This window comes from Nocardia sp. NPDC058058, assembly GCF_042885355.1.
Lineage (GTDB): Bacteria > Actinomycetota > Actinomycetes > Mycobacteriales > Mycobacteriaceae > Nocardia.
The window spans coordinates 1905447-1925136 of the sequence record NZ_JBHVSA010000002.1 but is presented as its reverse complement, the minus strand read 5'-3'; the positions used below and the strand labels follow the sequence as shown (position 1 = coordinate 1925136).

The window sequence follows — 19690 nt, the reverse complement described above, 5'->3', positions numbered from 1 at the left end:
CCTGTGTGCTCAGTTCGGCTGGCTCCGCCAATTCGGCAGTGTCACAACCTGTGCCGCGTAGGACAGGCCCGCGCCGAACGCGATGAGCAGGGCGGTGCCGCCGGGTTTGGCATCGCCCTCGCGCAGTAGCGCCTCCATGGCCAGCGGAATCGAGGCGGCCGAGGTGTTGCCGGTCTCCTCGATGTCATTGGCGAGGGCGCAATGGTCCGGCAGGTGCAGCACCCGGGCCATGATCTCGATGATCCGGCCGTTGGCCTGATGCGGGATCATGGCGTCCAGCTCATCGGGCGTCAGGCCCGCGCGGTCGATGGCGTCCCGGCAGACCTTCTCCAAAGAGTGTGCGGCCCAGCGGAATACGGCCGTACCCTCCATGGCGAGATACGGGCGGACGGCATCGAGGCCCTTCGCGTCGATCTCGCGGAAGAAGTCCATCCAGTCCTTGTCCTGGCGGATGGCGTGGTGCTGGGTGCCGTCCGATCCCCAGACCGTCGGCCCGATGGCGGGTTCCTCGGACGCGCCGACGATCACCGCGCCCGCGCCGTCCGCGAACAGGAACGCGGTGCCGCGGTCGGCCGGATTGATGGTGTCGGTGAGCCGCTCCACGCCGATGACCAGGACATTGCGGGCGGTGCCGCCCTTGACCAGGTCCGAGGCCACCGCCACCGCGTGACAGAACCCGGCGCAACCGGCCGAGATGTCGAAGGCGGCAATGCCGTTGAGGCCGAGCTCGGTGGCGATCTGCGGCGCTGCGGCCGGGGTGAGTAGCAGCCAGGTCGAGGTGGCGACGATGACGCAGTCGATCGTGCTCGCGTCGATCTCGGCCGCTTCGATGGCGTCGCGCGCGGCGGCGGCGCTCATGCTGATGATCGTCTCGTCGTCCGAGGCGAATCGGCGGTTTCGGATTCCGGAGCGCGTCCGGATCCACTCGTCACTGGAATCGATCGGCCCGGCGACCTCATCGTTGCTGACGATTCGAGCCGGGCGGTACACGCCGAGCCCGAGCATTGCGGTGTGCTCTACCCCGCTGATCGAGGCAATTCGAGCAGCCATGGTGCATCTCCTATGTACTGCGCGTCGAACATGACCTTCATCGGGTTCCCCACCCCCCGCGGGACGCGAATGCCGCAGACATGAGGCCCCCTCATATTAATCGGAACAGCCTCTCATGGTTGTGCGTTCCCTCACAATTCGCCGACGATGCCGGACCGGTCACCATGGTGTAGGGGACGGAGAACGCGAGTGCTGGGCCACCTTCCCGTATCGTGTGAGCGCGGTGCGCACAACGGGAATATCGCGGTGCGCAACCCACCTACCCGCGCATGAAAGAGGAGCTTGTGGCCCGCCGTCCCACCCCGCCCGGCACTCCCGAAACCACCGGTATCGGCCACGTCGCCGACCTGGTCCGCTCCGCCATTCCGCCGCTGCACCCGGCCGGTCTGCCCTTCGTGGCCGCCCCGCTCGCGGTAGCCGTGCTCGGTTTCCGGCGTAAGTGGGTGCGGCGCACGGGATTGTTCGCGGCCGCGGCGACCGCCACCTTCTTCCGGCATCCACATCGGGTGCCGCCGAATCGCCCCGGCGTGGTCGTCGCACCCGCCGATGGTGAAGTGGCGCTGGTGGATACGGCCGTACCGCCCGCCGAATTGAACCTCGGTGATCAGCCGCTGCCGCGGGTGAGCATCTTCCTGTCGGTGCTGGACGTGCACGTGCAGCGGATGCCGATCTCCGGCAGCATCGACAACATCGTCTACAAGAAGGGCGAGTTCCTCTCCGCGGACCTGCCCGAGGCCAGTGACGCCAATGAGCGCAACTGCATGGTGGTGCTGACCGAGAACGGGCAGCGACTGGTGGTCGTGCAGATCGCCGGACTGCTGGCGCGGCGCATCGTGTGCGAGCCCAAGATCGGCGACAAGCTCTCCATCGGCGAGACCTACGGGCTCATCCGGTTCGGCTCCCGCGTGGACACCTATTTCCCGGCCGGGACCAAACTGCTGGTCGTGCTCGGGCAGCGGACCATCGGCGCGGAAACGGTACTGGCCGAACTGGATTCATGATGGAACAACTCGCGCCGACACCGGCGCTGCGCCGCTCGGCTCGCAATCGCACCGTGCGGCTGCTGCCGAGCATGGTCACCATTCTGGGACTGTGCTCGGGGCTCTCGGCGGTCAAGTTCGCCATGCAGGGTCAGCTCGCCATCGCACTGGCGCTGGTCGGGGCGGCCGCCATCTTCGACATGCTGGACGGGCGCATCGCCCGCATGCTCGACGCCACCACCAAGATGGGCGCGGAACTCGATTCGCTCTCCGATGCCATCGCGTTCGGTGTCGCGCCCGCGCTGGTGCTTTATGTGACCTTCCTGCACGCGGACAGCATCGGCTGGATCGTGGCGCTGATGTTCGCGGTCTGCATGGTGCTGCGCCTGGCCCGCTTCAACACCCTGATGGACGATGACAGCCGCCCGGATTGGCAGCGCGAGTACTTCACCGGTGTGCCCGCGCCCGCGGGCGCGCTGATCGCGCTGCTGCCGATCGCGCTCTCCGAGCAGTTCGGCGATGGCTGGTGGGTGAGCTTCCCGGCCGTGGCGGTGTGGGTGGTGCTGACCGGGCTGCTGTGCGTGAGCACGCTGCCGACGCTGGCGATCAAATCGGTGTCGGTGGCCCCGCGCACCGCGCCGGTACTGCTGGTGCTGGTGGCGCTGGCCGCCGCCCTGTTGGTCACCTACCCGCTGATACTGATGATGGCGCTGGTGGTGCTGTACCTCGGGCATATCCCGTTCGCCGTGCATTCGGCGCGCTGGGTGGCGGCCCGGCCGGAGACCTGGGATCACAAGCCCGCCGAACGCCGGGCGCAGCGACGCGCTCAGCGCCGCAGGCCGATTCGCAGCATCTCCACCGCGCGCCTGCGCCTGCGCCGCCCGGGCGGGCGGCTCTAAAGCCTTCGCCGTCATCCCGGCGCGAGCCCTCTCCGTCATCCCGGCGCGCTTTTGGCCGGGATCCTTCGCCTGAATGGTGTGGATCCCGGCCAAAAGCATGCCGGGATGACGGGGAGGTTATGCCGAGGACGGGTGCTTGCCCGCGCGGTTCCTACACAATGGGTGGCGTGCCCGAACTCTCGTTGACCGCACGACTCAATATTTCCGCCGCCGACGCCCGGAGGGGGTTGGTGCGGCTGCATCCCGAAGCGCTGGCGGCGCTGGGGTTGCGGGAGTGGGATGGGATAGCGCTGATCGGGGCGCGGCGGACGGCCGCGGTGGTCGCCATCGCGCCCGCGGGTACGCCGACCGGGGTCGCGCTGCTCGATGATGTGACGCTGTCGAACGCCGGCGTGCGCGAGGATTCGATGGTCACCGTCGCGCCCGCAACCGTGTTCGGGGCCAGGCAGATCTCGGTGACCGGTTCGACCCTGGCGACCGGATCGATTCCGGAGACCACGCTGCGGCAGGCCCTGCTGGGCAAGGTGGTGACGGTCGGGGACACGGTCTCGCTGCTGCCCCGCGATCTCGGTCCGGGCACCAGCACTTCGGCTGCGGCGCAGGCGCTTTCGCGTGCGTTCGGAATCGCCTGGACCTCGGAGTTGCTGACCGTGACCGCGACCGACCCCTCCCCCGGGCCGGTGAGCGTGCAGCCCAATAGCGCGGTGGTGTGGGGTCCGGGCATCGCGGCGACGGATTCGCCGCGCTCGCTCATGGGCGATACGGCGGCGCAGGCCCCGGATCGCCGCGATCGGCCCGCCGCCCCGAATCGCGCGGCCTCCCCCGCACCGGTGACGGCGGTGGCGGTGGCCGACCTGGCGGGTGTGCAGGCCCAGGCGGCCAAGCTGACCGAATGGCTGAATCTCGCGCTCGATGAGCCGGAGCTGTTGAAAACCCTTGGGGCGTCCTCACATCTGGGTGTGCTGGTGACCGGCCCTGCCGGGGTCGGTAAGACCACCCTCGCGCGCGCGGTGACGGGTTCGCGGCGGCTGGTGGAGTTGGACGGCCCGTCGGTCGGGGCGACCGAGAGCGGTACCCGGCTGCGCGAGGTGAATCTCGCGGTGTCCGATATCTGTTCGGGTGCGGGCGGGGTCCTGCTGATCACCGATATCGACGCACTGCTGCCCGCCACGGCGGAGCCGGTGGCCACCCTGATCCTCGATCAATTGCGCGCGGCGGTGGCGTGCCCGGCGGTGGCCCTGCTCGCGACCACCTCGCATCCCACCGAGGTGGATGCCCGGTTGCGCGGGCCGGAACTGTGCGATCGCGAGGTGTCGCTGCCGCTGCCGACGGCGGCCGTGCGCGCGGCGCTGTTGGAACAGCTGCTGCGCCGGGCGCCAACCGCGGATTTGCAGTTGGACAAAATCGCCGCGCGCACACCGGGTTTCGTGGTGTCCGATCTGGCGGCACTGGTGCGCGAGGCCGCGCTGCGGGCGGCCTCGCGGGCGAGCCGGGAGCATTCGGAACCGATGCTGCGGCAGCAGGATCTCGAGGGCGCGCTGGAGGTGATCCGACCGCTGTCCCGTTCGGGTTCGGAGGAATTGGCCATCGGCTCACTGGGTCTCGATGATGTCGGGGACATGGTGGAGACGAAGCAGGCGCTCACCGAGGCCGTGCTGTGGCCGTTGCGGCATCCGGATTCGTTCGCGCGCCTGGGTATCGATCCGCCGCGCGGTGTGCTGCTGTACGGTCCGCCGGGCTGCGGTAAGACCTTCCTGGTGCGCGCGCTGGCGAGCACCGGCCAATTGAGTGTGCACACCGTCAAGGGCGCCGAGCTGATGGATAAGTGGGTCGGCTCGTCCGAGCGCGCGGTGCGTGAATTGTTCCAGCGCGCACGCGATTCCGCGCCCTCGCTGATCTTCCTGGACGAGGTGGACGCGCTGGCCCCGCGGCGTGGCCAGAACAGCGATTCGGGCGTGACCGATCGGGTGGTGGCGGCGCTGCTCACCGAACTCGACGGCGTGGAGCCATTGCGCGATGTGGTGGTGGTCGGCGCGACGAATCGGCCGGAATTGATCGATCCCGCGCTGACTCGCCCGGGCCGGTTGGAGCGCCTGGTTTTCGTGCCGCCGCCCGATGCCGCGGCGCGCGCGGAAATCCTGCGCACGGCCGCGAAATCGGTGCCGTTGGCGAAAGAGGTGGATCTGCGCAAACTGGCGAAGGATTTGGACGGTTATTCGGCTGCGGATTGTGCGGCGCTGCTGCGGGAATCGGCGTTGTCGGCGATGCGGCGCGATGTGGACGCGGCGGATGTGACCGCGGCGGATGTGGCGGCCGCGCGCGCGGCGGTGCGGCCGTCGCTGGATCCGGTGCAGGTGGAGGCGTTGCGGTTGTTCGCGGCGCAGCGGGCGGCCTCGGGGTAGCTGGAATTATCGGTTTCCAGCAATTAGCGACCACACGGTTTGGTAACTGGATCTTCCACCCGAATTATTAATTAGGCGAGTCGGACTGGTCGGTACGCGATAGCACGGTATTTTCTCCCAGGTGAGGCCGTATCAGGTAGCGACCGAGACGATCACCGCACTGGTCGCGACGACGGTTGCTGGACTTTCACTAGCCATGCCGATCGATTTCGGCTGGACCTCCAATACCTCCGCGCTGCAATTGGATCTGATGGCCTATACGCTGCCGCGCGCCATCGGCGCGGGCGTACTGGTCGCCATGATCTCCGCGGTGCTGATCACCACCCTCGGCAGCATTGTCATCGCCTGGTCCACCGCGCTCGGCGGCCTACTCGCGCTGACCGTGAACCACATCTTCGGGCATGAGAGCCCGCCGGTCGGCGCGCTGTCCACCATGAATTTCATCGACGCGCTGGCGGGCGGATTGGTGCTGGGCGCACTCGGTGCGGCGGTGCTGCATCACCGGTTGCCCGCGTACGGCTGGACCCTCGGCGTCATCACCAGTGTGCTGCTCGGCTCGGTCAGTCCGATCCCGCATCTGGGCGGGGTGCTCAAGGACGGCTCGGGCGACAGCGCCTGGGAGGCGATGGATATGCCACCGCTGTGGATGCTGGAGACCGCGCTGGTGCTGGTCGCCATCGGCACGCTGAGCAATCGCAATCGCAAACCGGCCGAGCGCCCCTCGATCGAATTGCCGCTGGCGCCGATTCTGGCGGGCGTGGTGCTGGTGCTGGTCACGGTGGCCAGTGCGGAGTGGCTGTCCCGGCACGGTGACAGTTTCGCCGGGGTCGGGCTGGCGGTGCTGACCACGGTGGCGACCGCGCTCATCGCGGCCATGCTGCTGCCGGGTCGCGATGGTGAATTGGTGCTGGTGATCGTGGGTTTGGCGGCGGTGGGCTCATCCGCGCTGGCGGCGGAGTTGCCGGCCTGGACCATTCCGGTCGCGGTCGCCATCACGGTGTTCGGCATGTGGTACGGCACCCGCCGGGGTGCGCCGATGACCTGTCTGGTGCTGATTCTGCTGCTCGGGCTGTTCACCGCGATGACCGCGGATTCGGACTGGGCGGTGCTGACGGTCGGCGGTACCGCGGTGCTGGCCTGGCTCACCGGCTACGGATTGACCTCGGCGAACCCGCGTTTCGTGCCGAATCGGGTGCTGGCCACCCTCATCGTGTTCATTCCGTCGGCGGTGCTGGGCCTGCGCGACTACGTGGCGCGCGGGCACTACGCCATGCAGGATTCCAGCCGGGCGGTGGTGTGCACGGTGGTGTCGGAGGACACGTCCGCACCCGCGTGGACGGCGAGCCTGATCGTCATCGGCTGCATCGTGGGCCTGTACGCGCTGCGCCGCAATCGTTCCGGGGCGACCACCGAGGCCGAGGCGAGCGCGGCCGGTACGCCGGTTACGGAACCACCGGGTTCAGCGGCAGCGGGTTGACCGCGGGTTCGGTCGCGAACCAGGTGCGATAGAACAGCGTGACGTATCCGGCGAGCAGGCCCAGGATGACCACTCCGGCGGGTACCGGGTTCTGCGCGATCTCCAGCGACAGATAGCGGTAGCCGAGCAGCAGCAGCGCCACCAGCGCCGCACCGCCCGCGACCAATTGCACGCGGGCGCGATCCCAGCCGCGCTCGGGTTCGCGCAGCGCGGATTCGATGGCCAGGCACAGCACCGCGCCCGCGACCAGATCCGCGCCGTAGTGGTAGCCGAAGCCGAGGGTGGCCGAGAGCGTGGCGATGAGCCAGAAGGTGCCGCCCCAGCGCAGCCAGGTGGGTGCGGGCGCGCCGTCGGCGTCGCGCCGGGAGTGGATGAAGATGGTCAGGGCCCACGCGGTGTGCAGCGACGGCATGCAGTTGCGCGGTGCGAGATTGCCGAACGGGAGCGCGCCGGGGTGAAGATCGATGGGCGGCACCACATTCGGCCAGTAGTCGCCGAGCGCGAAGCCCTTGCCGTCCGCGCCGTAGGCGAAGATGGGGCCGACCACGGGGAAGATCACGTAGAACAGCGGGCCGATGAGCCCGACCACCAGGAAGGTGCGAACCAGGTAGTGCCCCGGCCACTTTCCGGTGGTGACCACGCCGCGCAACTGCCAGATGGTGACGATCATCGCGCCGACGGGCAGTTCGATGTAGACCCAGTGCAGCACGAAACTGGCTATCGGCCCGAGGAATTCGAGCACCTGCCCCATGATCCAGGACGGATTGCCGAGGGCGTGGTCCACCAGCACCACGTGTTCGTCGAGCACCTTGGGCCCGGCCATCATGGTGACCATCAGCCAGACTTCGGCGACCTTGCTGGACAGGGTGAGCAGGATGCCGAGCGCGGCGGCGTGCAGGGCATTGCGCTTGTCCGTGCCCTCCCAGCCGAAGTTCGCGATCAGCACGATGGCGGTGAGCACGATGACCGGGCCGTTGCCCAGGGCCAGCGGTCCGCCGCTGAGAGTGCGCACCACCTGGTAGACGAGGTCGATGCCCGCGGCCGCGCCGACGGCGATGAAGCGCCGCCGCCAATTCAATCCGATGAGGGCCAGGCCCAGTCCGGCCCACGGCACGGTGACCGATTTCGGGGTGCCGGTGTAGTCGGCCCAGAGGCTTTCCAGGGGTCCGAGGAAGTCATTGCGGGCCGCGACGATCTGCAGTGCGATGAGCAGCACCGGGACGGCGGTCAGCAGCGCCGTGAGCTGGAGGCGCCGCGAGGGCAGCCACGAGGTCCGGCGTGCTCCACCCACCGTTTCGGGACGCGGACCGTCGAGCAACACCGGACCATAGTAAACGCCGTGTGAACGCCAGCCCCCGAGCCCGTTGAACACGTGCGGTCATCGCCGCCACACCACTCCCGGTCGGGCCTGGCCAGCGCATACGCCGTTCAACCGGGCGTAACCGAAATCACACCCGCCCGAAACGGAACGGGGCCACGCGAAACCTACTGCGCGAGCTCCTTGACGAGCGAGTCGACGACGCTGACCAGATCGCCCTGATTGGCCGCGGCGACCCGACGCTGCCGCTGATACGAGGCCCCGCGCTTGGGGATGTCGGCGACCAGGGCCAGCTCGTTCTCACAGCCCAGGCTCTTGGCGGTCGGTTCCAGCCGGTTCAGCAGTTCCATCAGGTCGTCGGTGACCAGGCGTTCATTGCTCGCGGCGTCGGTGATGATGATGGCGTCCAGCCCGTAGCGGGCGGCACGCCACTTGTTCTCCTGCACGTGCCAGGGCGGAATGGTCGGCAGCGTCTCGCCCGCTTCGACGCGGCGGTCCAGATCCACGATGAGGCAGTGGATGAGCGCCACGATGGCGGAGAGTTCGGATCGGCTCGGGGTGCCGTCGCAGATCCGGACCTCGATGGTGCCCCATTTGGGTGCGGGCCGGATATCCCAGTGCATGCCGCCGATCTGTTCGAACACACCGGTTTTCATCTGGTCGTGCGCGAAAGCCTCGAACTGCGTCCAGTTTTCGAATTGGAAGGGCAGTCCGGCGGTGGGCAGCTGCTGGAACATGAGCGCGCGATTGCTGGCGTAGCCGGTGTCCACGCCCGCCCACATCGGCGATGAGCTCGATAGCGCGAGCAGGTGCGGATAGGACAGCAGCAGGCTGTTCAGAATGGGAAAGACCTTCTCCGGGTGCGAGATTCCCACGTGCACGTGCACGCCCCAGATCAGCATCTGCCGGCCCCACCACTGGGTGCGCTCGATCAGTTCGTCGTAATGCGGACTGCGCGTGAGCTGTTGGGTGGACCACTGCGCGAACGGATGGGTGCCCGCGCAGAAGAGGTCGACGCCCAGCGGATCGGCGGCACGGCGCACGGCATCCATGGTGGCGTGCAGTTCGTCCACCGCCTCACCGGCGGTGTCGTGTTTACCGGTGACCAGCTCGACGGTATTGCGCAGCAGTTCCTTGGTGATCTGCGGATGGCCGTCCCACGAGCGGAGATCGCCGCACGCCTCGAAAACCGCTGCGGCCGTGTTGGAAAGGTCGCGCGTCTGCTTGTCGACGAGCGCGACCTCCCACTCCACGCCGAGCGTGGGCCGAGGCGAACTGTTGAAGTGGACCTTCGAAATGCCTGCCCCGGCCATGGTTCACCTATGGGTTATGCGATCACGCCGCAGGCGACGCGGGCGCCAGCGTCACCGGTCGCCAGTGTTTCGGCGTCCGGCCCGGCGGCGCCACCGGCCTGGGTGTATCGACTCGGAATATTGCCGAAGTTGTCCGAACCCGCGTGGATGATCAGGGCCTTGCCCTTGAGCTCGTCCAGGGTCACGGAGTCGGTGGTGGTGACCAGCTTGGCCGTACCGTCGTTCTTGACCTCGAGCGAGGTGAGGTCACCGCTGGCCGGATGGGTATTGGCGTCGCCGGCCTGGAAGTGTCCACCGGCGGAGAGGAAGTCACCGGCAGCGCCGCCGGTGGGTGCGACGGAGTTCGGCTCGCACTTGCCGACCTGATGCACGTGCAGCCCGTGGAAGCCCGGCTTGAGGCCGTGCGCCTCGACCGTGACCTCGAGGTGGTTGCCGACCTTGCCGAAGGTGACGGTGCCGACGGTCTGGCCGTTCGAATCCTTCAGCGTGGAGCTGACGGAATCGGTGGGCGGGGTGGTGAGCCCCCCGTGCGCGGCGCCCGCCGGTGCGGGAGAGCTGGTGAAGACCGGCGGGGTCGTCCCCTTGACGTCACTCGATTCCTGGCCGTTCGAGCATCCTGCGATGCCGAAGACCGCGACCGCGAGCACCGGGGTCACAGTCCACCAGGACGGGCGACGAGTTGTGGACGGGGCCATCGGGGAACTCCTTTACGAGTCCGAGTTTACGAAAAGCTGGACGGACATGATTACTACTCGGACAAGATGATGCCAGAGCCGTGACCCACTCCCCCGCAGGGGCTGGCGGGGTGTTCGAGCGCCGTGCGGTTGCCGCCGGCACGCAGGTAATTTGCCCGTGACCCAGCAGGTCAGTTGCCCGTGACTATGACGATGACGCCGGGCGGGCTGTCGATGATGCCACCGAAACGCGGTTCCGCGGAGACGCCGAGCTGCGCGGCGATGGCCTGCGCGGCGGCCTTCTCCCCGGCCGAAGTGCCGTAGTACACAGTGGTTTTCGGGATGACCCCGGAGCCGTAGTTACCGGTCTCGGCGACGTTCCAGCCGTTCGCGACGAGATCACCGGCGGTTTTGGCGGCCAGGCCCGCGACCATGCTGTTGTTGAAAACCCTTACGGGAACGGTCTTGTCGACCGCGCCCGCCGGCGGGGTGGTGGTCACCGGGGGCGGGGTGGTGCCGGGCGGCGTGGTCGCCGGGGCGGCGCTGCTCACCGGCGGCGTGGTCACCACCGGCGGCAATGATGATGAAAGTGCCGGTGCGAGTGTGGTACTCGGCACAGTCGTGGAGGGGCCGGTCGAGGCCGAGGCGTCGGAGGAGTCCGAACTCGACAGCGACATCGCGCCGATTCCGGCGAATACGATGGCCAGCGCGATCAACACCATGGCCAGCGCCCGCAGCGGCGGACCGCCGGACGGCGAATTCGGAGTGCTCACGGCGTGGAGCCTAATCGCTGCATCGACTCGGGGCGGTTCACACCTGGAATCCGAGACGGCGTGCGGCCCTGGTCTTCTGACGACTGGCGCGCAACCGGCGCAGACGCTTCACCAGCATGGGGTCCGCGGCCAGGGCTTCGGGCTTGTCGACGACGGCGTTGAGCACCTGGTAGTAGCGGGTGGCGGAGAGGTCGAACAGCTCCCGGATGGCTTCTTCCTTGGCGCCGGCGTACTTCCACCATTTGCGCTCGAAATCGAGGATGTCGAGTTCGCGGCGCGAGAGGCCGTGTGCGCCATCCTCGCTCATCGCCGTGGTACCGGCCGCGATGTCCGCGCCAACGGAAGGGCCGTCCCCGCTTGCGGAAATGTTCCGGGCCGCTGCGCTGTCCATAGTGCTCCCTCGCCGAGTGGTCACCAGACGAATATGGTGCTTGTGTCCGCCGCCCATTCAACCACGCGGCGCAGACTTCCCGGCGCGTACCGTTCGGCGTGTTTTGGTGAACAAACCCCCGGCGTGTCGGGGTGTTCACAGGTCATTTCAGGAGGCCCGCAACCTCCCGGTAGGGTGTTCTACATGGCTATTCTCCCGATCGTCATCGTCGGCGACCCGGTTCTGCACAACCCGACCGAGAAGGTCGAGCAGACACCCGAGGAACTGGCCGAGTTGATCGCGGACATGTACGAAACCCTCGATGCCGCGCACGGTGTCGGCTTGGCCGCCAATCAGGTCGGCGTCCCGCTGCGGTTGTTCGTCTACGACTGCCCCGACGAGGGCCCGGACGGCAAGATGGTGCGCCGCCGCGGTGCGGTGATCAATCCGGTGCTGGAGACCTCCGCGCTGCCCGAGACCATGCCCGATCCGGATGACGACGAGGAGGGCTGCCTCTCGGTTCCGGGCGAGCAGTTCCCCACCGGGCGCGCCGACTGGGCCCGGGTCACCGGCATCGACGAACACGGCGAACCGGTCGACATCGAGGGCGAGGACTTCTTCGCGCGCATGCTCCAGCACGAGGTCGGCCACCTGGACGGCTTCCTGTACGTGGACGTGCTGATCGGCCGCAACGCGCGCGCCGCCAAGAAGGCCATCAAGCGGAACGGCTGGGGCACACCGGGTTTGAGCTGGATCCCGGGCACCGTCCCGGATCCGTTCGGGCATGACGACTGACCCCCCGACACCCGATCCCACGCTGCCACCACTCGGACGCCGGGTGGTGGTGCGCTATCGGCTGCCCGAGGGTTATCCACAACCGCTCACAGATGTGATCGGTGAACTCGTCGCGACCGATCCCCTCACCGTGCGCACCGGCGACGGCCAGGTGGTGTCGGTGGCGTGGGATCGCGTGGTGGCGTGGAAGGAATTGGGCCCCAGGCCCATTCGGACCAGCGAGATCCGCGCGCTGGAGGCCGCGGCCGCCGACGGCTGGCCCGGGGTGCGGCGCGCCTGGATCGACGGCTGGCTGCTGCGCGCCGGGGACGGTTACACCGGGCGCGCGAACTCGGCTGTGCCGCTGGGCGGTTCGGACGGTCCGGCGCTGACCTCCACCGAGACCGTGCACAAGATCGGCGAGTGGTACACCGCACACGGACTGCCGCTGCAATTGCTGCTGCCGGATCGACTGGCGCTGGTGCCCGCGGGCTGGCGCACCTGGAGCGAAACCCAGGTGCTGGCGGTCGATATCGCGACCATGGTGCTGCCGACCGGTCCGCGCATGGTGCGGATCGCGGATGAACCGGATGGCGCGTGGCTGTCCATGCACCGGCACCGCGGCGGCGACAACGCCATCGGCTCGACGCCGACCGTGGATGTGCTCACCGCCGTGCGCGACGGTGAATTGGGTTTCGCGACACTGGGTTTGCCGTCGCCGCTGGCCATCGGCCGGGCCGCGGTCACCACCGCGCCGGACGGCCGCCGCTGGGTGGGCCTGACCTGTCTGACGGTCGCGGCCGAACATCGCAGGCACGGCCTGGGCGCACTGGTGTGCGCCGAGTTGATCAGATGGGGTCAGGCGCGCGAGGCGACGCACGCGTACGTTCAGGTGGAGGCCGGAAATGAACCGGCGCTGGCGCTGTACCGCGAGCTGGGTTTCATCGACCATCACCGCTACCGCTACGCGGCACCCTGAAATCTCCCGAAAGGCTTTGCTGTGCGTCTCGCGACCTGGAACGTGAATTCGATTCGCTCCCGGCAGGATCGGGTGCTGGCCTGGCTGGATCGCTCGGATATCGATGTGCTGGCCATGCAGGAAACCAAGTGCAAGGACGAGCAGTTCCCGTTCGAGGCGTTCGAGGCCGCCGGGTACGAGGTCGCGCATGTGGGCTACAACCAGTGGAACGGGGTGGCCATCGCCTCGCGCATCGGTCTCGACGATGTCGAGATCGGTTTCCCGGATCAGCCCGGCTTCGATAAGGACGCGGGCGAATCCCTGCTCAGCACACCGGTTGTGGAGGCCCGCGCCATCGGCGCGACCTGCGGCGGCGTGCGGGTGTGGAGCCTGTACGTGCCCAATGGCCGGGCGCTGGAAGACCCGCACTACACCTACAAGCTGGAATGGCTTGCGGCGCTGCGCAATGCGGGCGCCAAATGGCTCACCGAGGATCCGGACGCGCGGATCGCCCTGGTCGGGGACTGGAATATCGCGCCCACCGACGCGGACGTCTGGTCACCGGAGTTCTTCGAGGGCAAGACGCACACCTCGGCTCCCGAGCGTGACGCCTTCGAGGCCATGACCGAGGCGGGTTTCACCGACGTCATGCGGCCGTACCACCCCGGTCCGGGCGTGTACACCTACTGGGATTACACGCAGCTGCGCTTCCCCCGCAAGGAGGGCATGCGCATCGACTTCATCCTCGGCTCACCCGAGCTGTCGTCCCGGGTGAGCGATGCCAACGTGGACCGCGAGGAGCGAAAGGGTAAGGGCGCGAGCGATCACGCGCCCGTCGTCGCCGATATCGCGGACTAGCCCGAACCGGCTAGGCCGGGCGCGTCTTGATGGCGTCCCGGGAGATGAACACGTCATAGCTGCCGCCGGTGGCGATGACGGCATTGCCGTAGGCCGACCGCACGAACGGCTTGGTGTACCAGGTCTGATCCTTCATATCCTTGAAGAAGTCGCCGTCGCCGCCATTGAGGAAGATCTGGTTCTGCTTGGTGGCGATGCCGTCCAGGCGCTGGCCGTAGAGCCGGGTGACCTTGTAGCCGGAGTTGAAGCCGAGCGCGTTCACCCACGGTTCGAGTTCGACGATATTGGCCTGGAGCACCCACATATCGCCCTCCACTTGGTATTTCAGGTGCTGCTCGTCGTGATCCTTGTCCCCGTAGAGGGTGAGGTCGACGTCCATCAGGTGCTCCTGCCCGGCGACGGGCGTGGTCACGATGTGTGCCGCCTTGATCTCACCGGTCAGGCCGAGGAAGGTTTGCAACAGGGTGGTGATCCAAAGGATCACCACCGCAACGAGAATCAGCGAGATCGCGCCCGCGCCGCGCCCGGCGATGACTTTGAAGCCCACCTTGCGTGCCTTGAACAGCGCAGTAATCAACAGGGCGATCGCACCGATCGCGAGCACGGCAATCAGGATCTGAATCCAGCCGAAGGACACCGGGAAGACCATGCGGTAGTTGTACCCGGTAATACCGACACATCACAGCAGGTAGGGCAGAGAAATGGCGTGTTGCGTCGGCGAGTCGTCAAACCCGCCGCAACAACACGCCATTCAGGATTAGAAAGCCGCTTCGTCCAGCTTCATGATGTCGTTGTCCAGGGCCTCGACGACGGCGCGCACGCCCGTGATGAGGGGCAGCTTGTTCTTGGCGAAGAACGATGCCACCGCGACCTTGCCGGTGTAGAAGTTCTTATCCTTCTCCGCCGCACCGGCATCCAGCGCCGCCTGCGCGATGGCGGCGTGCTCCAGCAAACGCCACGCGATGACGAGATCGCCTACGGCGTACAGGAATCGGACCGAACCGAGGCCGACCTTGTACAGCTCCTCCGGATTCTGCTGCGCCGCCATCAGGTACCCGGTGAGCGCGGCCGCCATGGCCTGCACATCGGTGAGGGCGGTGCCGAGGAAGCCGCGCTCGACCTTGAACTGGTCCGGGCCGCCCTCGACGAACTTCTGGATGAGCCCGGCGACGTGCGCCAGCGCCACACCCTTATCGCGAATGATCTTGCGGAAGAAGAAGTCCTGCGCCTGGATGGCGGTGGTGCCCTCGTACAGCGAGTCGATCTTGCAGTCGCGGATGTACTGCTCGATCGGGTAGTCCTGCAGGTAGCCCGAGCCACCGAGGGTCTGTAGCGATTCGGTGAGCGTCTCGTACGCGCGATCGGAGCCGCAGCCCTTCACGATCGGCAGCAGCAGATCGTTGACCCGCTCGGCGGTGTCGGCGTCGATACCGTAATTCGCCTGTGCCACATCGGCGTTCTGGTAGGACGCGCAGTACATGTACAGCGCGCGCAGGCCCTCGGCGTACGCCTTCTGGGTGGCCAGCGAGCGGCGCACGTCCGGGTGGTGGGTGATGGTGACGCGCGGTGCGGCCTTATCGGTCATCTGGGTCAGGTCCGCACCCTGGACGCGCTGCTTGGCGTACTCGAGGGCGTTCAGGTAGCCGGTGGACAACGCGCCGGTGGCCTTGGTGCCCACCATCATTCGCGCGTTCTCGATGACCTTGAACATCTGCGCGATGCCATTGTGCTTATCGCCGACCAGGTAGCCGACGGCCGGGATATCGCCGCCGAAGGTGATCTCACAGGTGGGCGAGGACTTGATGCCCATCTTGTGCTCGACGCCGGTGACCAGCGCGCCGTTCTTCTCGCCGATCGCCATGGTCTCGGGATCGAAGTGGAAGCGCGGCACGATGAACAGCGACAGGCCCTTGGTGCCGGGTCCGGCACCCTCGGGGCGGGCCAGCACCAGGTGGAAGATGTTGTCGGCGGTGTCGCCGACGTCGCCGCCGGAGATGAAGCGCTTCACGCCGTCGATGTGCCAGGTGCCGTCGGCCTGCTGGGTGGCCTTGGTGCGGCCCATACCGACATCGGAGCCGGCGTCGGGCTCGGTGAGCACCATGGTGCCGCCCCAGCGGTTCTCCCAGGCGTGCGCGGCCCAGCGCTGCTGCTGTTCGGTGCCCTCGTCGAAGATCACCTTGTGCATGAGCGGGCCCATGTTGAAGAAGCTGGCCGAGTTGTTGGCGGCCACGATCATTTCCTGGATGCCCCAGATGAGCGCGTTGGGCGCGGGCACGCCGCCCATGTCCTCGGACATGCCGAGACCGGAGTACCCGGCGTCGTTGACCGCGGCGACGGTCTTGCGCAGCAGGTCCGGCACGATGATGGTGTTGTTCGCGGCATCGAATTCGACCGGGGTGCGGTCGCCTTCGACGAAGGATTCGGCGACCGGGCCCTCCGCGAGCCGCAGCACCTCGGTGAGCATGTCGCGGGCGGTCTCGCCGTCGAGATCACCGTAGGCGCCCGTATCGAGCAGCGCCCCGATTCCCAGTACTTCGAACAAGTTGAACTCGATGTCTCGCAGGTTCGCCTTGTAATGGGACACGGGAATGGCCTCCTCGCCTAGGTCTTCTGGATCAGAGCGAAGTTTGCCGTACGGCCGTTCGGCTACGCCACCGTAGCTATGAGTGCCGCCGGTCACGTCTTGCTTTTTCGAGAATTGGTCACCTGATCAGCGGGAACCGGTCGCGAAGCGTCCCCGGCCGGTTCCCTTTGATCTCGGTACAGAGGTTACGCGGTGCCCCGCGCGGCACGGCCGTACAGTGCGCGTGCCTGTTCCGGAGTCACCGTGACCGGGTTGGCCGGGACGCCCGCGGCGATGTGCTCGCGGAGCAGGCGGCCGGTCATGGGGCCCAGGACGCCGTGGGCGACACGGACTTTGAAGCGGTCGCTCTTGAGCATGGCCGTCACCAGCCGGACGGCGCGCGGGTAGGCCTTGTCGAGAATGCCCGGCTGATCGAAGCCGCCGGTCTCGCGCATCCACTTGGGCAGTGACGCGATGGCCGCCGGGGCCACGATGCGGCTGCCGATCCACAGCTTCACGCCCTTGGCGCGCGGGGTGAAGAGCAGGTAGTGCATGCCTTCGCGCGCCCGCTCCGAGGTGCACAGCTTGGGCCGCATCATGGCGAAGTACTCGCGCACTTCATCCCGCGAGGTCGGCACATCGGCGGGCTTGCAGGTCTGCAATTCGGCCGCGGTGACGCAGTCGGCCCAGTACTGCCGCTCCTCCGCCGGGGTCAGTTTGCCCGGCCCGTACATCTCGTAGCATTTGAGCACCGAATGCCAGCCGGTGACGTGGATCCACAGCTGCGAGTCGGGATTGTTTGCGCTGTAACGCTTTCCGCTGATCGGCTCGATGCCGTTCGCCTTCGCGTGCACCTGCATGAGGTGTTCGGACGCCTCGATGCACATGCGGCTGTCGCCGACGGCGGCGATCAGGAAGTACGCGAAGGTGTGGTCGAGCCGCCCGCGCGGATCGCTGTAGATACCGCCGACATCCGCGACCGCGGCGGTGAGCGCCGGATCGAAATGCTCCAGGGTGACCGCCCGCTGGAATCCGATGATCGCGGTCGGTGCGGTCCACACCTTCCAGGTGGGCGAGTCCGGCCCGAAGAAGCCGTAGTCGACCTCCCGGATGGTGCGGGCGGGTGCGTCGAACTGGGGACGCTCGTTCACCGTCATCGTCTGCTCCTTTGCAGCGCTCAGGGGTTCATCTCATACTGCCCTGCGAGGGCTCTGACCTGCTTCAACACGGACTCGAAGCGGGTCGCGTCCGCGATCGGCCGACGGACCAGATCGAGGGCGCGGGTCTGTTGCGCCTTGGTGGCCGACGGCTTGGCGCTCAGCGCGACCGCGTGCTTGGAGAAGTCGCGCACGAAAATGTCGAAGAGCTGATCGAGGACCTCGGAGTCCGCTCCGGCGATATCGGCCTGCTCCAGGATGAGCTGGGCGTACGGGATCATCGTGAAAAGTTCGCCGAGGCCGAAGAGGAAGTCGACATCCGCCTGCTGCGCACGAGTCGGGGTGGCGGCGGCCAGCAGCGTCTGGAGACCGAGGGCCTGCTCCAGGAAGACCGCGACATTCGGGATGTGCGCGAACTTCTCGAAGACCGGACGCCAGTCCGCGAAGCGAATCCGGCCCAGACCGGAGCTCGGTCCCTGCCGCCACAGGAATTCGTCATCGGCCGCGTCGCGCCGGGTGGGGACGGGAGCGTATGCGGCACTGGACAATTCATCGCGCAGCTTGGGCACCAGGCCGCCGGCGCGCGGGGTGATGCGACGGCTGGTCCAGCTCAGCGCCTCCGCGGCGGCGCGGGCCGCGCCCTTGGGGGCCGCGCCGGGCAGGTAGCGCAGCGCGGCCAGCGCGGCGTCGGAGGGATGGAACATGTAGTTGGGCATGAACTTCAGCGACAGCGCCATGTTCACGTGCACGGTGCCCTCGAGCCGGGGCAGGCCGAACATGCCGACCATGGCCATCGGGAAGTACATATCATTCTCGAAGCCGCGCGCGGCGATGACATCGGCGAGATCCTCGTAGATCTTCTGTCCGGTGCGGGTGACCGACATCTTCTCGATGGCGCTGACCAGCAGGTAGCGCCGGTCGTTCGGGTTGGCCGAGCGCATGTAGTCGATGGCGCGCTCGCTGTAGAGCTTCATGCCGATCAGCCGCGCGAAGCTGTCCGCGAGCAGCGATTTCACCTGCGGGAACTCGGTGACCCTGTGCCCGAACAGGATTCGGTTCTCGGCGTGGGTTACGGCCTCGTACATGGCGTGCTCGCACGCGCCGACCGCACCGAAGCCGAGGTTGAACTTGCCGACGTTGACGGTGTTCATGGCGGCGTCGAAGGCGGCGCGGCCGGTGTGCAGGATGTCCGCCTCGGCGACCGGGTACTTGTCGAGTTCGAATGCGGCGACGTACATCTGGGAGTCGACGACGTTCTTCTGCAGCTTGTAGTTCTTGTGCCGGGAGTCCGCGGCGAAGAAGAGGTAGCCCGAGTATTCCTCGTCGGTCATCTTCCGCTGGAAGTCGGCGGAGTCGATGATCGGCTTGTCGGCGCGGCGGCCGAACACCGAAACCATCGCCGCCGCATTGCCATTGCCGATGTAGTACTTACCGCCGGACGCGGTGAAGCCGCCGCCGCGGGTCTTCGGTTCCAGGATCATGTCGGTGGAGTACACGTCCGCGCCGTGCGCCTGTTCGGACAGGCCGAAGGCGAAGATCTCACCGGAGTCCAATGCGGCGGCCGCGCGGGCCTTGGCCTCGGCGTTCGCGCTCTGCCAGATCGGCCCGAGGCCGAGGATGGTGACCTGCCAGACGTACCAGTACTGCATGCCGTAGAAGCCGAGGATCTTGCTCATCATGGCGATGCGCGCGGTGTCCCAGCGCTTGTTCGGATCGCCGTTGCCCTCGGCGGCCGGGGTCAGGAAGGTCGCGAAAACCCGTTCGCTCTTGATGAAGTCGAGGAAGTCGGAGTACCAGATCCGGTCGCGGCTGTCGGCGAGCAGCCGGACCTTGCCGTGGCTCTCGAACCAGTTGACGGTGGCGCGCAGCAGCCGACGGGTCTCCGCGTCGAACTCCGCGAACTCGTGGGTCTTCGGGTTGAACAGGGTCTCGGTCATCTCGTCTTCCTCGGAGCGGCGGGCGCGGGCGAACCACGGCTTTCCTTCGTGAATGTAGCATTATTATTCACACCTGTAGGAAATGATCTCGCAATCGCCCCGGCGCGGGAAGTTCACATACCGGGCCACCACCCGCGGATGCCCCGCGACCAGCCGTTCACCTGCCCGTGCACGCTGCTATGGTCGG

The 19690-nt window shown here is 67.3% G+C and carries 17 protein-coding genes; 7 read left to right on the top strand and 10 right to left on the bottom strand.

Annotated elements, in window-relative coordinates; translation table 11 throughout:
- Positions 1-9: 9 nt before the first annotated feature.
- On the bottom strand, positions 10-1050 hold the full coding sequence (locus ACFVUS_RS23450) for a beta-ketoacyl-ACP synthase III (protein WP_387769818.1): 1041 nt from the start codon (positions 1048-1050) through the stop codon (positions 10-12).
- Between the two features lie 284 nt (positions 1051-1334).
- On the opposite strand from ACFVUS_RS23450, the gene ACFVUS_RS23445 reads away from it, so the two are divergent.
- The 4 genes from ACFVUS_RS23445 to ACFVUS_RS23430 all read left to right on the top strand — a co-directional run bounded on the left by ACFVUS_RS23445 (position 1335) and on the right by ACFVUS_RS23430 (position 6808).
- Positions 1335-2051, top strand: a complete 717-nt coding sequence (locus tag ACFVUS_RS23445; RefSeq protein ID WP_387770172.1) for a phosphatidylserine decarboxylase — start codon at positions 1335-1337, stop codon at positions 2049-2051.
- Positions 2051-2929 (top strand): CDP-diacylglycerol--serine O-phosphatidyltransferase, encoded by an 879-nt coding sequence (gene pssA / locus ACFVUS_RS23440; protein ID WP_375963719.1) that lies wholly within the window; start codon positions 2051-2053, stop codon positions 2927-2929. The genes ACFVUS_RS23445 and pssA overlap by 1 nt, the downstream gene beginning before the upstream one ends.
- Before the next feature lie 167 nt (positions 2930-3096).
- Entirely contained in the window at positions 3097-5331 is a 2235-nt protein-coding gene (locus tag ACFVUS_RS23435; RefSeq protein WP_387769815.1) for an AAA family ATPase, read from the top strand.
- 121 nt (positions 5332-5452) lie between these two features.
- Complete coding sequence (locus ACFVUS_RS23430) at positions 5453-6808, top strand: hypothetical protein (RefSeq protein ID WP_387769812.1); 1356 nt, start codon at positions 5453-5455, stop codon at positions 6806-6808.
- Here ACFVUS_RS23430 and ACFVUS_RS23425 read toward each other — a convergent pair.
- From ACFVUS_RS23425 to ACFVUS_RS23405, 5 genes are all read right to left on the bottom strand, one after another.
- Entirely contained in the window at positions 6774-8129 is a 1356-nt protein-coding gene (locus ACFVUS_RS23425) for a DUF5933 domain-containing protein (protein WP_387769809.1), read from the bottom strand. The two genes, ACFVUS_RS23430 and ACFVUS_RS23425, sit on opposite strands and share 35 nt — an antisense overlap.
- Before the next feature lie 164 nt (positions 8130-8293).
- Positions 8294-9439: a glutamate--cysteine ligase gene (locus ACFVUS_RS23420; RefSeq protein ID WP_376072145.1), complete on the bottom strand. Its 1146-nt coding sequence runs from the start codon at positions 9437-9439 to the stop codon at positions 8294-8296.
- A 14-nt stretch (positions 9440-9453) separates the two neighbouring features.
- The gene (locus ACFVUS_RS23415; RefSeq protein ID WP_387769806.1) at positions 9454-10134 is read right to left on the bottom strand and encodes a superoxide dismutase family protein; all 681 of its coding nucleotides are present in this window, start codon (positions 10132-10134) and stop codon (positions 9454-9456) included.
- 170 nt (positions 10135-10304) lie between these two features.
- Positions 10305-10886: a LytR C-terminal domain-containing protein gene (locus ACFVUS_RS23410; protein WP_387769803.1), complete on the bottom strand. Its 582-nt coding sequence runs from the start codon at positions 10884-10886 to the stop codon at positions 10305-10307.
- Positions 10887-10923: 37 nt separating this feature from the next.
- Positions 10924-11277 carry a DUF3263 domain-containing protein gene (locus ACFVUS_RS23405; RefSeq protein ID WP_387769800.1) on the bottom strand — a complete coding sequence of 118 codons (354 nt, stop codon included), beginning with the start codon at positions 11275-11277 and terminating at the stop codon, positions 10924-10926.
- A gap of 183 nt (positions 11278-11460) precedes the next feature.
- On the opposite strand from ACFVUS_RS23405, the gene ACFVUS_RS23400 reads away from it, so the two are divergent.
- The 3 genes from ACFVUS_RS23400 to ACFVUS_RS23390 are packed head-to-tail and all read left to right on the top strand — an operon-like array spanning position 11461 to position 13846.
- Positions 11461-12051: a peptide deformylase gene (locus tag ACFVUS_RS23400; protein ID WP_364649630.1), complete on the top strand. Its 591-nt coding sequence runs from the start codon at positions 11461-11463 to the stop codon at positions 12049-12051.
- Positions 12041-13009 (top strand): GNAT family N-acetyltransferase, encoded by a 969-nt coding sequence (locus ACFVUS_RS23395; protein ID WP_387769796.1) that lies wholly within the window; start codon positions 12041-12043, stop codon positions 13007-13009. The genes ACFVUS_RS23400 and ACFVUS_RS23395 overlap by 11 nt, the downstream gene beginning before the upstream one ends.
- Before the next feature lie 21 nt (positions 13010-13030).
- Positions 13031-13846 (top strand): exodeoxyribonuclease III, encoded by an 816-nt coding sequence (locus ACFVUS_RS23390; protein WP_387769793.1) that lies wholly within the window; start codon positions 13031-13033, stop codon positions 13844-13846.
- 10 nt (positions 13847-13856) lie between these two features.
- Here ACFVUS_RS23390 and ACFVUS_RS23385 read toward each other — a convergent pair whose 3' ends face one another.
- The 4 genes from ACFVUS_RS23385 to ACFVUS_RS23370 all read right to left on the bottom strand — a co-directional run bounded on the left by ACFVUS_RS23385 (position 13857) and on the right by ACFVUS_RS23370 (position 19503).
- Positions 13857-14495 carry a hypothetical protein gene (locus ACFVUS_RS23385; protein WP_387769790.1) on the bottom strand — a complete coding sequence of 213 codons (639 nt, stop codon included), beginning with the start codon at positions 14493-14495 and terminating at the stop codon, positions 13857-13859.
- Between the two features lie 108 nt (positions 14496-14603).
- Positions 14604-16430 (bottom strand): acyl-CoA dehydrogenase, encoded by a 1827-nt coding sequence (locus ACFVUS_RS23380; RefSeq protein ID WP_387769787.1) that lies wholly within the window; start codon positions 16428-16430, stop codon positions 14604-14606.
- 185 nt (positions 16431-16615) lie between these two features.
- Positions 16616-17566 carry an oxygenase MpaB family protein gene (locus ACFVUS_RS23375; protein ID WP_387769784.1) on the bottom strand — a complete coding sequence of 317 codons (951 nt, stop codon included), beginning with the start codon at positions 17564-17566 and terminating at the stop codon, positions 16616-16618.
- 20 nt (positions 17567-17586) lie between these two features.
- Positions 17587-19503 carry an acyl-CoA dehydrogenase family protein gene (locus tag ACFVUS_RS23370; protein WP_387769781.1) on the bottom strand — a complete coding sequence of 639 codons (1917 nt, stop codon included), beginning with the start codon at positions 19501-19503 and terminating at the stop codon, positions 17587-17589.
- Positions 19504-19690: the final 187 nt, after the last annotated feature.

Coding starts and splice junctions, on each gene's coding strand:
- ACFVUS_RS23450 (WP_387769818.1), bottom strand. CDS start 1,050: ATGGCTGCTCGAATTGCCTCGATCAGCGGGGTAGAGCACACCGCAATG.
- pssA (WP_375963719.1), top strand. CDS start 2,051: ATGGAACAACTCGCGCCGACACCGGCGCTGCGCCGCTCGGCTCGCAAT.
- ACFVUS_RS23420 (WP_376072145.1), bottom strand. CDS start 9,439: ATGGCCGGGGCAGGCATTTCGAAGGTCCACTTCAACAGTTCGCCTCGG.
- ACFVUS_RS23415 (WP_387769806.1), bottom strand. CDS start 10,134: ATGGCCCCGTCCACAACTCGTCGCCCGTCCTGGTGGACTGTGACCCCG.
- ACFVUS_RS23405 (WP_387769800.1), bottom strand. CDS start 11,277: ATGGACAGCGCAGCGGCCCGGAACATTTCCGCAAGCGGGGACGGCCCT.
- ACFVUS_RS23400 (WP_364649630.1), top strand. CDS start 11,461: ATGGCTATTCTCCCGATCGTCATCGTCGGCGACCCGGTTCTGCACAAC.
- ACFVUS_RS23395 (WP_387769796.1), top strand. CDS start 12,041: ATGACGACTGACCCCCCGACACCCGATCCCACGCTGCCACCACTCGGA.
- ACFVUS_RS23385 (WP_387769790.1), bottom strand. CDS start 14,495: ATGGTCTTCCCGGTGTCCTTCGGCTGGATTCAGATCCTGATTGCCGTG.
- ACFVUS_RS23375 (WP_387769784.1), bottom strand. CDS start 17,566: ATGACGGTGAACGAGCGTCCCCAGTTCGACGCACCCGCCCGCACCATC.
- ACFVUS_RS23370 (WP_387769781.1), bottom strand. CDS start 19,503: ATGACCGAGACCCTGTTCAACCCGAAGACCCACGAGTTCGCGGAGTTC.